Annotated in this window: 10 protein-coding genes and 1 tRNA gene; 2 read left to right on the top strand and 9 right to left on the bottom strand. The window is 63.4% G+C overall.

Features of this window, described 5'->3' with window-relative positions:
- Positions 1–5 precede the first annotated feature (5 nt).
- The 7 genes from BPHY_RS41855 to fdnG all read right to left on the bottom strand — a co-directional run bounded on the left by BPHY_RS41855 (position 6) and on the right by fdnG (position 9,293).
- Positions 6–98: transfer RNA gene (locus tag BPHY_RS41855), tRNA-Sec, on the bottom strand.
- A 98-nt stretch (positions 99–196) separates the two neighbouring features.
- The gene (gene selB, locus BPHY_RS22745; protein WP_012403808.1) at positions 197–2,137 is read right to left on the bottom strand and encodes a selenocysteine-specific translation elongation factor; all 1,941 of its coding nucleotides are present in this window, start codon (positions 2,135–2,137) and stop codon (positions 197–199) included.
- Positions 2,134–3,579 carry an L-seryl-tRNA(Sec) selenium transferase gene (gene selA, locus BPHY_RS22740; protein WP_041765261.1) on the bottom strand — a complete coding sequence of 482 codons (1,446 nt, stop codon included), beginning with the start codon at positions 3,577–3,579 and terminating at the stop codon, positions 2,134–2,136. Before selA ends, selB begins: the two co-directional genes overlap by 4 nt.
- Positions 3,580–3,614: 35 nt before the next feature.
- The gene (fdhE, locus tag BPHY_RS22735; protein WP_012403806.1) at positions 3,615–4,547 is read right to left on the bottom strand and encodes a formate dehydrogenase accessory protein FdhE; all 933 of its coding nucleotides are present in this window, start codon (positions 4,545–4,547) and stop codon (positions 3,615–3,617) included.
- 94 nt (positions 4,548–4,641) lie between these two features.
- The gene (locus tag BPHY_RS22730) at positions 4,642–5,277 is read right to left on the bottom strand and encodes a formate dehydrogenase subunit gamma (protein ID WP_012403805.1); all 636 of its coding nucleotides are present in this window, start codon (positions 5,275–5,277) and stop codon (positions 4,642–4,644) included.
- Positions 5,274–6,212: a formate dehydrogenase subunit beta gene (gene fdxH / locus BPHY_RS22725; protein ID WP_012403804.1), complete on the bottom strand. Its 939-nt coding sequence runs from the start codon at positions 6,210–6,212 to the stop codon at positions 5,274–5,276. Before fdxH ends, BPHY_RS22730 begins: the two co-directional genes overlap by 4 nt.
- A 9-nt stretch (positions 6,213–6,221) precedes the next feature.
- Entirely contained in the window at positions 6,222–9,293 is a 3,072-nt protein-coding gene (fdnG, locus tag BPHY_RS22720) for a formate dehydrogenase-N subunit alpha (protein WP_157686671.1), read from the bottom strand.
- 256 nt (positions 9,294–9,549) lie between these two features.
- Here fdnG and BPHY_RS22710 point away from each other — a divergent pair, with 256 nt between their 5' ends.
- Positions 9,550–10,860: a YihY/virulence factor BrkB family protein gene (locus tag BPHY_RS22710; protein ID WP_012403801.1), complete on the top strand. Its 1,311-nt coding sequence runs from the start codon at positions 9,550–9,552 to the stop codon at positions 10,858–10,860.
- A gap of 394 nt (positions 10,861–11,254) precedes the next feature.
- Entirely contained in the window at positions 11,255–12,469 is a 1,215-nt protein-coding gene (locus BPHY_RS22705; RefSeq protein ID WP_012403800.1) for a porin, read from the top strand.
- Positions 12,470–12,644: 175 nt separating this feature from the next.
- Here the strand turns inward: BPHY_RS22705 and BPHY_RS22700 are convergent, their stop codons facing one another.
- Positions 12,645–13,547 carry a proteasome-type protease gene (locus BPHY_RS22700; protein WP_012403799.1) on the bottom strand — a complete coding sequence of 301 codons (903 nt, stop codon included), beginning with the start codon at positions 13,545–13,547 and terminating at the stop codon, positions 12,645–12,647.
- 133 nt (positions 13,548–13,680) lie between these two features.
- A complete protein-coding gene (locus BPHY_RS22695; protein WP_012403798.1) occupies positions 13,681–14,487 on the bottom strand; it encodes a transglutaminase family protein in 807 nt (268 codons plus the stop codon).
- Positions 14,488–14,496: the final 9 nt, after the last annotated feature.

Raw genomic sequence — 14,496 nt, 5'->3', positions numbered from 1 at the left:
GGGGGCGGAAGGCAACCGGAGTCGAACCGATCAGGGAGCGGCTGACGCCCCCTACTGGGTTTGAAGCCCAGCCGCACCACCAGATACGAATGCCTTCCGTTGAAGAGTCAATTCAGCGATACGTTTATCGAAACCGATTATAGTGGGCACAACACAGCATGGTCATCCGTTGCACGCGCAACCGCCCCTTCCAGCTTTACGAACCCGCTTCGCACGCCACCGCTTCATGCAACTGCGAATCGGGCCTAAGCCAGTGAAGGTCACGTTGAAACCGCGTATAGCCGATGCGATCGAAGCACTCGAGAATTTGAATCGCGCGCTTGCGTCCCAACCCGGTCGCATCCCGAAACGCCGACGCGCCTAACGCGCCGCCCTGCTCGTTCGCGATGCCAGCGACGAGCCGCGCGAGTTCATGCACCACGTCGCGCGCATAGAACAGATCGCGAACCACCTGATAGACGCTGCCCTGTCGCGCGAGCTTGCGCAACACCTGACGCACGGCCTCGTCCTGCTGCCCCGTCGACTTCGCGAGATCGCGCACCCACGGCGGATCGAAGCGGCCCGCCACGAGCAGCGGCAGCAAAGCAGCGGCGATACGCTGCTCGTTCGAATCGAGCGACACCGAATGTCCCGGCAAATGCAGCCACGGCCCGCTCCTCGCAACAGTCCCTTCAACGACGAGCGAATCGATCAGCGCGCGCCACATGGCGTCCGGCACCAGCGGCGCCGCAATACGCCGCAAACGCGACGCATCCGGGCCGGGTTCATCCGGCGAGCGTGCGTGATATTGATCGAGTGCTGCAATCACGCCCGATCGCAAACGCGCCCAATGCTTGCGCAATACGACGATCGCATCGCCCGCATCCTTGCCGTGCAGCGCAATCGTTTCGACATCGGCGGGCAGCGGCAACGCATCGGCGGGCAGGCCCGTCAGTTGCATAAGCATCGAGCGCGCTACGCCGCGCGGCGCTACTTCGAGCAGCGGACTCAGGTGGCGAGCGTCGAGCCAGCTCTGCAATGCATCGAGCCAGGCACGCCGTTCCGCGGTTCTGCGCTTGCGCGGCGGCCCGAACGGATCGAGCACGCGCCCGCCGCCAACCGTGCGCGTTGCCTGCGCAGTGCGCACGATAAAGCGGTCCCCGGACAGCGCGCAAACGGGTGCATCGAACACCAGTTGCGCGCGTGCCGTATGTCCCGCAGCGAGCCTTTCGCCATCGAGCAGCGCAACATGCGCCACGCGATGCAGCGTACCGATGTGCACATGCAGCGGCGCCCAGTGTTGCAAGGTGATATCCACCTCCGCGAGCAGCGTCAGTTCGACGTCGAGCCGTTCGCTCGACTTCGCAAGCCGCGCGTCGACGATCCAGTCGCCGCGCGAAGCCGCGTCCTTGTCGATGCCCGCGAGATTCAACGCGCAGCGCTGGCCGGCGCGGCCCGCATCGGCTGCGCGGTTTTGCGCGTGAATGCTGCGCACGCGCACTGCCTGCCGCCCCCGTTCGAGCATCAACGTGTCGCCCGTGGTCACGTGTCCGGCGAACACCGTGCCCGTTACGATCGTGCCCTGCCCCGCCAGCGTAAACACGCGATCGACGGCCAGACGGAACAGCCCATCGTCGCGCCGCGCGCGCCGTGCGATAGCCACGTCATTCAAGTGACGAGACAAAGCGCGAACGCCGGAATCGTCGGAAGCGGTTGCGTTCGTTTCGAAGATGGGCGCGTCAACGAATGGCGTCGGCGCAAGCCACGCGCGAATTTCCTCGCGCACCTGCGCGATTCGCGCTGTATCCACGCGATCGATCTTCGTCATTGCAATCGCGCCGCGCGTGACGCCGAGCAGTTGCAGGATCGAAAGATGCTCGCGCGTTTGCGGCATGATGCCGTCGTCGGCGGCAATCACGAGCAGCGCATAGTCGATGCCGCAAGCGCCCGCCGCCATCGTGTGCACGAGCTTTTCGTGACCGGGTACGTCGATGATGCCAAGCACGTCGCCGTTGGCGAGCGGCGCATACGCATAGCCGAGTTCGATCGAAATGCCGCGGGCCTTCTCTTCTTTCAGGCGGTCGGTGTCGATGCCCGTCAGCGCACGAACCAGCGTCGTCTTGCCGTGGTCGATATGGCCAGCCGTGCCGACGATCATAGGCGCAGCTCCGCGCATTGTGCGAGGAACGCGGCTTCGTCGGCCGTCTCCAGGCAGCGCAAATCGAGACGCAGTGCGTCGTCGGCCATGCGTCCGATCACGGGACGCGGCAGCGCACGCAGCGCTGCTTCGAGCTTCATCAATGCACGGCCGCCGCGCTTGCCAGCGGCGTTGCGAATCACGACGCCGACGCTCGGCAATTGATCGACGGGCAATGCCCCGCTACCGATCTGGCTCATCATGGGTTCCGCCGTCACGCTGTACGCGTCGCCCAGTGCGTGCTGCAACACAGTTTGCACGCGCCCAGCCTGCGCCTGCATGTCGGCGGCGGGACGCGTCAACAGGCGCAACGTGGTGAGCCGTTCGCGCAGCAGTTCAGGGGCGCGATAAAGCCGCAAAACGGGTTCGAGCGCCGCGAGCGTCAGCTTGCCGACGCGCAACGCACGCTTCAACGGATGCTTCTTGATCTTGCGGATCAACTCCGCGCGCCCGACAATCAGACCGGCCTGCGGCCCGCCCAACAGCTTGTCGCCGCTGAACGTGACGAGATCGGCGCCTGCGTCGACGGTCTCTCGCACTGTCGGTTCGGTGGGCAAGCCGAACTGTGCGAGGTCGACGAGCGTACCGCTGCCGAGATCGACGGCCATCGGCAAGCGGCGCGCATGCGCGAGCCGCGCGACTTCATCGACGGACACGCTTTTCGTAAAGCCTTCGATTGCGTAGTTGCTGCAATGAACCTTCATCAGCAAGGCGGTGCGCGGGTTGATCGCCTCGTCATAGTCCTTCGGGTGCGTGCGGTTCGTCGTGCCGATTTCGCGCAGCTTCGCGCCCGCGCGCGACATGATGTCGGGAATGCGAAACGCACCGCCGATCTCGACGAGTTCGCCGCGCGACACCACCACTTCCTTCTTCGACGCGAGCGCCGACAGCGTCAGCAGCACAGCGGCCGCGTTGTTGTTCACGACGGTCGCCGCCTCGGCGCCCGTGAGCTCGCAGATGAGATCGTCGATCAGATCGTCGCGGTCGCCGCGGCTACCCGTGGCGAGATCGAACTCGAGGTTCATCGGCCGCGTGAGCGCTTCGATCACCGCGCGCACAGCATCGTCGGGCAGCAGCGCACGGCCGAGATTCGTGTGCAGCACCGTGCCCGTCAGATTAAACACGGCGCGCAGGCGAGGCCGCGAACGCGCAGCGAGCGCGCGCGCCGCGTCCTCGACGAGCTTCGCTTCAAAGTTGAACGATGTGTCGAACGAAGCGTGCGCCAGCAGTTCGCGCCGCAGCGCATCGGCGGCTGCGCGAATCGCATCGACGACCTGCGTGCGGCCGTATTCGGCGATCAAACGCTGTGCGCCCACCGACGACAGCACCCGCTCGACAGCCGGCACGCGCGCCAGCAGCTCGCGCACGTCCTTGCCCGTTTCGTTGCCCGACACTTCGCTCACGCTCGCATTCCCCCGCGTGGTTGCACGACGTTGGTTCACTCGTCCGACGGCACTTCTGGCCACAACAGCGGATTCGGACTGCTGCGCCGATAGCCGGCTTCGTTCATCAGCAGGTCCAGCGTGAGGCTCGCGAGATCGTCCGCAAACGGCTCGAAGTCGTAGTCCTTCTCCTGATAGCCGATCTTGCGGTACGTGCGGCACTCGTCGCACGATTCGGCCTTGAGCGCTTCGCTGCCGCCTTCGATGCCGTGATACGCAATGCCTTTCGTCGAATCGCAATTCGAGCATTTGACGCGCACAGCGTGCCATTCCGTCGAGCACAGTCCACATTGCAGGTAGCGATAGCCCTGGAACTGCCCGCCGACGCGCACGATGCTCGCCACGGGCGGCGCGCCACAGACGGGACATGCGCCGGGTGTGTCAAGATACGGCACGGCGCGCGGGTCGATGCGGCTTGCGATGTCGGTCCACACCACTTGCAGCGCGGCCATCACGAATGGCGCGGACGCTGGCTCGATTTCGTTGAAGCGCAGTGCGACGATGGCATCGGCGAGCGCATCGAGTTTCTGCTCGCTTGCCACGCGCAAGCCGTCAATCACCCTTGCGAGCACGGGCGTCACCTGGCCCGCCGCTTCCACGCGATCGAGCAACCGCTGCAAGACATCGCGCCACTGCGGGTCGCGTTCGGGTGCAGTCGCGGGTGCAAGCGGCATCGAATGTTGTTGCGCCAGGGCGATGGATTCGGCTAGAGGCATCGTCGCGCTGATCTGCGCGAGCGTCTGCTGCTGCGCGTCAGCGAGGGCAGCCATGAGCCTGACATAGCCGCCGATAGGGCTCGCGCCCGCTAACTGGCGAAGACGCGCGGCGCGCGTCGAGAAAACAGTCGCGCGCTCCGGCATGCGCAGGCGCGGAATGGCCGATTGATCGAGCGACTCGATCTGGCCGGGATCCAGAATGCGTTGCACCAATTCAGGTTCCTGACATTCAGAACAAGGATTGCGTCAACACTAGCAGATAACAGCGAGCTGCGCGCGCTGCCGCCCGGCGCGCGCAGCTCTCATGTCACTTGATGCTTTCGCGGAACCACTTCGGATGATGCTTGCGCGCCCAGCCCAAGGTCACTGTGCCGCGCGTCATCGCACCAATGGACCCTTTTACCCACAGCGCCGCATAGATGTGCACGATGATGCTGCAGATCAGCACGAACGCGCTGATCGCATGAATCACGGCTGCAATGCGCACGACTTCGATCGGAAAATAGAACGCGAAATACGCGCGCCAGATGACAATACCGCTTGGCAACAACAGCAGCAGGCACAGCACGAGCACGAAGAACAGCAGCTTCTGCCCCGCGTTGTAGCGGCCCCCTTCGGGCAGTCTGTCTTCGCGGTTCGCGAGTACGTCGTTCATCTGGCGCAGCCACTGGCGGTCGTCGGCGTCCAGATAGTTGTGGTGCCAGAAGCGCAGCGCAAGAATCATGAACGACACGAACATCACGACGCCAACGAATGGATGCAAAATGCGCGTCCATTGCCCGCCGCCGAACAGCGCGGACAGCCAGAACATCGACGGATGAAACATCGCGAGGCCCGACAGTGCGAGCAAAACGAACGTGATCGCCGTGATCCAGTGATTCGTGCGCTCGTTCGGGGTGTAGCGCTCGATCAGCTCCGTGTTCTCTTGCGGATCATGTCTCATTTGACCGGCTCCTCGGGCTTGCTCTCGCGATGTTCGCGAATGTCGCGGGCGGCGTTGCGGGCGGCTTCTTCGTCTTCCTCGCTGACTTCGTTGGGGCCGACGCGCGTGTAGTGGAAGAAGCCCGCCAGCGCGGTAATCGCCATCGCCGCAACGGCGAGCGGCTTCGCGACGCCCTTCCACAACTTCACGAACGGGCTGATGTGCGGATCGTCGGGCAAGCCGTGATACAGCGACGGCTTGTCCGCATGATGCAGCACATACATCACGTGCGTGCCGCCGACGCCCTGCGGATCGTACAGTCCCGCCTTCTCGAAGCCGCGCTCCTTCAGATCGGCGATGCGCTCTTGCGCGTGCTGGATCATGTCGACCTTGGTGCCGAACACGATCGCGCCCGTCGGACAGGTCTTCACGCACGCGGGCTCCTGACCGACGCCCACGCGATCCGAGCACAGCGTGCACTTGTACACGCGATGATCCGTTTTCGACAGACGCGGAATGTTGAACGGACAACCCGCAATGCAATAGCCGCAGCCGATGCAGTTCTCTTCGTGAAAGTCGACGATGCCGTTCGTGTACTGCACGATCGCGCCCGGCGACGGACACGCTTTCAGACAGCCCGGATCTTCGCAGTGCATGCAGCCGTCCTTGCGGATCAGCCATTCGAGATCGCCTTTGGGGTTCTCGTACTCCGTGAAGCGCATCACCGTCCACGAATGCTCGTCGAGATCGCGCGGGTTGTCGTAGATGCCCGTCGTGGTGCCGATGTCGTCGCGCAAATCGTTCCATTCCATGCATGCCGTCTGACACGCCTTGCAGCCGATGCATTTGGTCACGTCGATCAGCTTCGCGACCGTGCCCGTCGCCGGCTCGCGCACCGACGTGGGCTGCACGGTCGTCGCGGAAAGACGCTTGATGTCCAGCGATTGAAATGCCACGGCGCCTCCCTATGCCTTTTCGACCTTCACGAGGAACGACTTGAATTCCGGTGTCTGCGAATTCGCGTCGGCCACGACAGGCGTCAACGTGTTGGTGATGTAGCCCGGCTTGGTCAGCCCCTTGAAGCCCCAATGCAGCGGCACGCCGACGGTCTGCACCTTCTTGCCGTCGATCGTCAGCGGCTTGATCCGCTTCGTGACCACAGCCACGGCGATGATGTGCCCGCGGTTGCTCGACACTTTCACGCGGTCGCCTGCCACCACGCCGATCTGCTTCGCGAGATCCTCGCCGATCTCGACGAACTGCTGCGGCTGCACGATCGCGTTCAGGCGCGCATGCTTGGTCCAGAAGTGGAAGTGTTCCGTCAGACGATAGGTGGTCGCCGTATGCGGGAAATCAGCCGCCTTGCCGAATGCCTTGCGATCATCGGGAAACACACGCGCAGCGGGGTTGCTGGTCGCCTGCGGATTGTCCGGATGGAAGGTGTTGTAGCCGAGCGGCGTTTCGAACGGTTCGTAGTGCTCGGGGAACGGTCCTTCGTTCATACCGTCGCGCGCGAAGAAGCGCGCGACGCCTTCCGGATTCATGATAAAGGGCCCCATGCCGTTTTCCGGCGCTTCGTCGAGCTTGAAGTCAGGAATGTCGGGACCGCTCCAGCTTGCGCCGTTCCATGCGATCAGCTTGCGTTTCGGATCGAACGGTTTGCCGTTCAGATCGCACGATGCGCGGTTGTACAGCACGCGCCGGTTCGCAGGCCACGCCCATGCCCAGTTCAAGGTTTGACCAATGCCCGTCGGATCGCTGTTGTCGCGCCGCCCCATCTGGTTGCCCGCCTGGGTCCACGCGCCGCAGAAGATCCAGCAGCCGCTCGCCGTCGTGCCGTCGTCCTTCAGTTGCGCGAAGCCCGCCAGCTGATCGCCCTTCTTCACCAGCACCCTGGAGGCGTCCTTCGGATCGGGCAGATCGGCGAGCGCGCGGCCGTTGTACTCCATCGCGATCTCTTCGGGCGTAGGGCTGTCGGGACGCGCGTACGGCCACGTCAGGTTGACGATCGGATCGGGATACTTGCCGCCCTGCTCCTGATAGGCCTTGCGCATGCGCAGAAAGAGGCCCGACATGATCTCGAGATCGCTGCGCGCTTCGAACGGCGCTTCGACGCCCTGCCAGTGCCATTGCAGCACACGGCTCGAACTGACCAGCGAGCCGCGTTCTTCCGCAAAGCATGTAGTAGGCAGACGAAACACCTCCGTCTGGATCTTCGACGAATCGACGTCGTTGTACTCGCCGTGGTTTTTCCAGAACTCGGAGGTTTCCGTGGCCAGAGGGTCCATGATGACGAGCCACTTGAGCTTGCCGAGGCCCACGGTCGTCTTGCCTTTGTTCGGCGCTGCCGCGAGCGGGTTGAAGCCCTGGCAGATGTAGCCATTCATCTTCCCCTGATTCATCAGTTCGATGGCCTGCAGCAGATCGTATGGCTTGTCGAGCTTGGGCAGATAGTCGTAACCCCAGTTGTTCTGCGCCGTTGCCGCGTCGCCCCACCACGACTTCATCATGCTGACGAAAAACGCGCGGTAGTTCTTCCAGTAGCTCAACTGGTTCGGCCGCAGCGGCTGCGACGCGCGCTTCTGGATGTAGCCGTCGAAGTCCTGTTCGGGTTCGTTCGGAAGCGTCATGTAGCCCGTCAGCAGATTCGACATCAGACCGAGGTCCGTGAGCCCCTGAATGTTCGAGTGCCCGCGCAATGCGTTCATGCCGCCGCCCGCGATGCCGATGTTACCCAGCAGCAGCTGCACCATCGCGCCCGTGCGGATCATCTGCGCGCCGATCGAATGGTGCGTCCAGCCGAGCGCATAGAGAATCGTGCCTGCGCGGCCAGGCGTCGCGGTGCTCGCCAGCGTCTCGCACACGTGCAGGAACTTGTCCTTCGGCGTGCCGCAGGTTTTCTCGACCATCTCTGGCGTGTAGCGCGAATAGTGCTGCTTCAGCAGGTTGTACACGCAGCGCGGATTCTGCAGTGACATGTCGACCTTCACGAAACCGTCGTCGCCACGCTCGTAATCCCACGTCGATTTGTCTGCGTACTTGTGCTCGTTCGCGTCGTAGCCGGAATAGATGCCGTCGTTGAACGCAAAGTCTTCACGGACGATGAACGGAAAATCCGTGTAGTTCTTCACATACTCGTGCTGGATCTTGTCGTTGGTCAGCAGATAGTTGATCACGCCGCCCAGGAACGCGATATCCGTACCCGTGCGAATCGGCGCATAGAAGTCCGCGACGGAAGCCGTGCGCGTGAAACGCGGATCGACGACCATCAGCTTCGCCTTGTTGTGCGCCTTTGCCTCAGTGACCCATTTGAACCCGCACGGGTGCGCCTCGGCCGCATTGCCGCCCATGACGAGAATCACGTCCGCGTTCTTGATGTCGACCCAATGGTTCGTCATCGCTCCACGGCCAAACGTCGGGGCAAGACCTGCCACCGTCGGGCCATGTCAGACACGCGCCTGATTGTCGAACGCAAGCATCCCCATCGAACGCACGGTCTTGTGCGTCAGATAGCCAACTTCGTTGCTGCCCGCCGACGCCGCGAGCATGCCCGTGGTCAGCCAGCGGTTGACCTTCTTGCCGTCGGGCGTGCTTTCGATGAAATTCGCGTCGCGATCTTCCTTCATCAGCTTCGCGATACGGTCGAGCGCATCGTCCCACGAGATGCGTTGCCACTGATCGGAGCCGGCGGCGCGATACTCGGGATACTTCAGACGGCTGGGGCTGTGAATGAAGTCGATGAGGCTCGCCCCCTTCGGACACAACGTGCCGCGATTGACCGGATGATCGGGGTCGCCTTCAATATGGATGATGCTGGCTGTCGCGTTCTTCGCGCCGTCGCCGAGGCCGTACATCAGAATGCCGCAGCCGACGGAGCAATAAGGACACGTGTTGCGCGTTTCGGTAGTGCGAGCCAGCTTGTACTGCCGGACCTCGGCGAGCGCGGGCTCCGGCGAGAAGCCCATCAGGGCCAGGCTCGATCCGGCTAGCGTGCTCGCCGTCACCTTCAGAAACTGGCGGCGGGACATTTGCAACATGATCGCCTCTCGTTCTATTTGTGGGGAGGTAAAAAAAGTATACGTCGTTTCCTGCAAACCGTAAGCAGAGCGGAGCATCACGCATGCACGCCGCATGCCCGCTCGCTCGAGGTTGGTGTATCCGCACAGGCGGATGGGCATGACGCTTGCCTAATACGATTGTCAGTTGCATGCGGTCAGCGCGCCGATGCGCGATGAATCCACGAGGCGACGCGTCGCGCGTCTGCCGGGTCCTACCTTGTCATGAAGGATCGTCATGGAACTCGATTCTCTGTCCGCCGACAAGTTGCAGTCGGTCGCGAAGAAGCAGGCTTCGTGGGCCGTCAATGCCATGAAGCAGTTCTCCGAGAACCGCTGCGCCGCGATGGCGGCGAGCATCGCGTTCTATGCGGCATTCTCTCTCGCGCCGACCCTCGTGATGGTGATCGCCGTGTCCGGCTGGTTCTTCGGCGCCGAAGCCGCCCGCGGCGAACTCTTCAGACAGGTGCACGCTGTGCTCGGAAACGATGCAGCGGCCGCCGTGACCACGATTGTGCAGAACGCGCACCGCAGCGGGGGCGCGGGCGGTATCGCGGCGATCATCTCGTTTGTGCTGCTCGCCATCGGCGCGTCCGCGACCTTCGCGTCGCTGAACAGCGCGCTCAACATCGTCTGGCCGTCCGTGGCGCCGCGAGCGTCGAGCGTCATCGCACTGGTACGCGTGCGGCTGATCTCGTTCGGGCTCGTGCTCGGCGTCGCGTTTCTGCTGATCGTGTCGCTCGTGCTCGACACGGCGATCACCTTCATTGGCAACTGGATCTGGGGCAACTCGCCCTATGTGGTCATCGGCAACCTGCTGCAGCTGGGCGTCGGCTGGCTGGTGCTCGCGGTCGCGTTCGCCGCGCTGCTCAAGTTCCTGCCCGACGCGCCCGTGCGCTGGCGCGACGCGCTCGTGGGCGGCACGGTCGCGGCCGCATTGTTTTCTGCGGGCAAGAAGCTGTTCGCGCTATATCTCGCGCATGCCGGCATGGCCAACTCGTTCGGCGCAGCGGGCTCGCTTGCCGTGCTGCTGATGTGGCTGTACTTCTCAGCTGTGGTGCTGCTGCTCGGCGCCGAATTCGCTGCGGCGCGGGGACGCATGCACGATCCGCGCGGCGCGTGGGGCTTCGCGCGCGCCGCGCCGCCGGGAAGCCGCGCGATGCTGGCCTCGGTGCTGGCGGCATCGACGGTCGCCGCCGATGTGAAGCGCGGCCCCGCGCCTTCATCTGGCGGCATGGCGAGCGTGCCGCCGGCGACGCGTGCATCGTTGGCAGCGAAAGTCATGGCGATGAACGACGCGGGCGTCGGCAAGGCCGTGACGATCGGCAAGACCGTCCTCGAGGCTGAAAGGCACGCGACGCGCGCCGCCGCGCTCACGCTGGTCGAGGCGCGCCGCAAAGCCGCTTCCGCCGACCAATATGTCAGGCGGCATCCGTGGAGTTCGGTGCTGGTCGCAGCGGGCACCGCGATGGCCGTCGCCGCGTTCGCCCGGCGCCGCAGCGGCCCCCACGACGCGACAACGCCGCCCGACGACCGGTCCGCACATTAAGCGTCCGCTACAATGGGACAAGCGCCCGCCCGACCATATCTGGCCGCCACTGTCTACCCGCCGCGTCAAGACGACTTGCTCCAGCGTTTATGCCTTCTTTATATAGAAGCGGAAATTTGGCCAATCGACTAGACAACTAGCTTACATAAACCATTCGATTAGCGGGGTAGCACTTACCGATCCCGCGGATCACTGTCATAAAAAGAACAATAATGCCTAGTCAAAGATTGAATGTTGCTGAAAGCGAAACAATCGTTGACAAGCTTGCAATATAAGGCTTCTACCGGGCTGTCACTTTTTCGATACACCTAATTTTTTTCAGTTCTTACACTCAGAGACACTGCGCTATTCTCCGATTCGCAACAACAAATCAATCATCTGCGTGGAGAAATGGATGAAACGAATCGCACTGTCGACCCTCTCGCTGGCATTGCTCGGCGCTGCAGGCGCAGCACATGCACAAAGCAGCGTGACGCTCTATGGCTTGATCGATGACTCGATCCAGTTTGTGCACAACACCGTTGATGCCAGTGGCAACAACAAGAATCTGTGGGGCCTCGCTGCCGGCAATCTGCAAGGCAGTCGCTGGGGCATGAAAGGTACGGAAGACCTGGGCGGCGGCCTGAAGGCAATTTTCCAGTTGGAAAGCGGCTTCAACCCGAACAACGGCAAGATGGGTTCGTACGGCACGGGCACGAAGCTGTTTGGCCGTCAGGCGTACGTCGGCTTGACGCACGACGCATACGGTACGGTTACGCTGGGTCGCCAGTACGACCCGCTGGTTGACCTGGTTCAGCCGCTGACGGCTGACAACTACTTCGGCAGCACGTTCACGACACCGGGCGACGTTGACAACAACGACAACAGCTCGCGTACGAACAACGCAATCAAGTACGTCTCGCCGGTATGGAGTGGCTTCCAGTTCGAAGGCATGTACGCACTGGGCGGCGTTGCAGGCTCGACGGGCGCAGGCCAGTCGTGGGCAGGTGCAGCGACGTGGGCAGGTGGTCCCTTCAGCGTTGCAGCTGGCTACTTCCGCATGGAAAACGGCAATACGCTGGCCAGCCGCGGCCTCACCCCGGCGACGGCCGGCGTCGGCCCGGGCACGTGGAATGCGAGCGGCACCTCGGACGGCACGTTCGATGGATCGACGATCAACAGCGGCTACCAGTCAGCGAAGTCGATCGACATCACGTCGGCAGCTGCGCAATACGTGACGGGTCCGTTCACGTTCAACATCCGTTACAGCTTCGCGCAGTACAAGCCGGATGGCTTCTCGGCCTTCCACGAGCAGGAGAAGTACCACGTCGCAGGCGGCTATGCGGGTTACCAGCTCACGCCGGCCATGCTCATCGGTCTGGGCTATACCTACACGCACGGTGCTGGCGACACGTCGGCTACGTACCATCAGGTTTCGCTGGGCGGCGACTACAACCTGTCGAAGCGCACTGACCTCTACCTGATCGGTGCTTACCAGCACGCAAATGGCACGCAACGTATCGACGGCACGAGGACGGCCACGGCGACTGCCTCCGTCGGTTCGTATGGCTTCCAGTCGGCCTCAAGCTCGCAGGAAATCGTCAGCCTCGGTATCCGTCACAAGTTCTAATAGAACAACATGACCTACGGCTCGAGACGTCGAGCCGTACCCTGAAGCCAGCCAGAGGCGCAAGCCGAAGGCTGGCTTTTTTCATTGGCGCAATCGAAAGCTGCAAGCGCCCCGGCGTGGAAGCGTTTGTTCGCCACGCGGCGCCGCTGACCGTCGCAGCGCCGCGCAACGCGTTTCAGCCGCGCGCCTTGGGTTTATCCGCTTGGGCGAGGGTCTGAGCCGCGCGCACATCGGCGCCCGGCGTGCCACGGTCGGCATCCATATGCAGCGCGCCCGGCGGCCGGTACAGCACCATCTCGCCGACGTGCCCGTTCTGCGGCACGTCGCCCGTGCTCTGCCAGTCCGGCTCGGGAATCTCGCTGAACACCTGGCGCAGCCGTTCGCCCCACGTGCGATGGATCATCTGGTAGTACGCATTGTCCTGGTCGATCGACACGAAGCGCGTCACCTTCAGCGTGTCCTTTTGATAGACGAGCAGATCGAGCGGCAGCCCGACCGAGAGGTTCGAGCGCAACGTGGAATCCATCGAGATCAGCGCGCACTTGGCGGCCTCGTCGAGCGGCGTGGACGGTACCAGCACGCGGTCGATGATTGGCTTGCCATACTTCGACTCGCCGATCTGAAAGTACGGATTCACACGCGACGATTCGATGTGGTTGCCCGCCGCGTAGACCATGAACAGACGCGGTCGCGGCTGTGCGACACCCTCGTCGCCGTCGCCAATCTGACCGCCGAGGATAAAGCTGCAGTTGAAGTCGACGCCGAATTCCTGCAGCGCGTTCGCCTCGCGCTGGTGCACGTCGCGCACCGCCTGACCGACCACGCGCGCCGCGTCGGCCATCGTCGATACCGTCCAGAGAGTGGGACGCGACGGCCCGGTGGGCTCGGACAGCTCGTGCAGCACGGCCTGCGTGAGCGACAGGTTGCCCGCGCCAAGCAGCACCAGCATGCGCTCGCCGGGCACTTCGAACACCGACATCTTGCGCGCCGTGCTGATGTGATCGACGCCGGCATTGGTCCGCGTATCCGACAGGAATACGAGCCCTTCATCGACGCACATCGCCACACAGTAAGTCATGACAGAAATCCAGACGGCTGCCGCAAGCGAACGGACGGGCGAGCCGGAAAAAAGGCGGGGCGGCGGCATGCCGCGGGACGTTGCCATTGTAATGCGCCCGCCGCAGGCGCCGCAGCCCAGATTCGCGCGATCGCTACTGCGGCGTCTGCGCCTGCGCCTTAACCGACACGGACACATCGAGTGTCTCTTCGAGGCCGCCAATGCGCCGGCCGCGCACGGGCGACGCCGCCTCGTAGTCACGCGCCGCTGCAAGCCGGCAGTACATCTCGCTGGCGAACGCAGCATGCGTGACGTCGATGGACACCCAGCCGATGCCCGTCAGCCACACGTCGACCCACGCGTGACTCGCCGCATGCTCGACGTCGCCGGGTTCAATATAGCCGCTCACGTAGCGCGCCGGAATGCCACGAGCCCGGCAGCAGGCAAGCATCAGATGCGCGTGATCCTGGCAGACGCCCTTGCCGAGCGCGAGGGCCTGCGATGCCGTGCTAGACACAGCCGTCGCGCCCGTTTCGAACTGCACGCGATCGACGATCTTCTCCGCCAGCGCAATCAGCGCAGCCGGCTTGTCGAGCAACGGCACCGACGCGGCCAGTTCGCGAATCGCAGGATCGCAATCCGTCAGGCGCGTCGCGCAGGTGTAGTGTTCGAGCGGAATCACGCCCGCGTCGTCGCCGAGCCGGCCGTCGACCAGCGCAAACGTATCGATTTCACCCGACACATGCACGCGAATTTCATCGTGCGGCTTGTTGAGCACCAGCGTATGCAGCACATTGCCATAGGCATCGAAGGTCGAGTCGAGCTTGCCCGGCGCATCGAGCGTCCAGCGCCGCACGACCTGGGAAGCACCGCTCGACGGCGTGAGGCGCAACTGCTGGATCGAATAATGGACCGTCGCTTCGTAGCGGTAGAACGTGTCGTGGCGGATCGTCAGAAACATGGAAGGCAC

The sequence above is a fragment of the Paraburkholderia phymatum STM815 genome (genome assembly GCF_000020045.1).
Classification (GTDB): Bacteria; Pseudomonadota; Gammaproteobacteria; order Burkholderiales; family Burkholderiaceae; genus Paraburkholderia; species Paraburkholderia phymatum.
The sequence above is the reverse complement of the archived record's forward strand: the minus strand, read 5'-3'. Positions and strand labels throughout refer to the sequence as shown.

Coding starts and splice junctions, on each gene's coding strand:
- BPHY_RS22710 (WP_012403801.1), top strand. CDS start 9,550: ATGGAACTCGATTCTCTGTCCGCCGACAAGTTGCAGTCGGTCGCGAAG.
- BPHY_RS22695 (WP_012403798.1), bottom strand. CDS start 14,487: ATGTTTCTGACGATCCGCCACGACACGTTCTACCGCTACGAAGCGACG.
- BPHY_RS22700 (WP_012403799.1), bottom strand. CDS start 13,547: ATGACTTACTGTGTGGCGATGTGCGTCGATGAAGGGCTCGTATTCCTG.
- BPHY_RS22730 (WP_012403805.1), bottom strand. CDS start 5,277: ATGAGACATGATCCGCAAGAGAACACGGAGCTGATCGAGCGCTACACC.
- selB (WP_012403808.1), bottom strand. CDS start 2,137: ATGATCGTCGGCACGGCTGGCCATATCGACCACGGCAAGACGACGCTG.
- BPHY_RS22705 (WP_012403800.1), top strand. CDS start 11,255: ATGAAACGAATCGCACTGTCGACCCTCTCGCTGGCATTGCTCGGCGCT.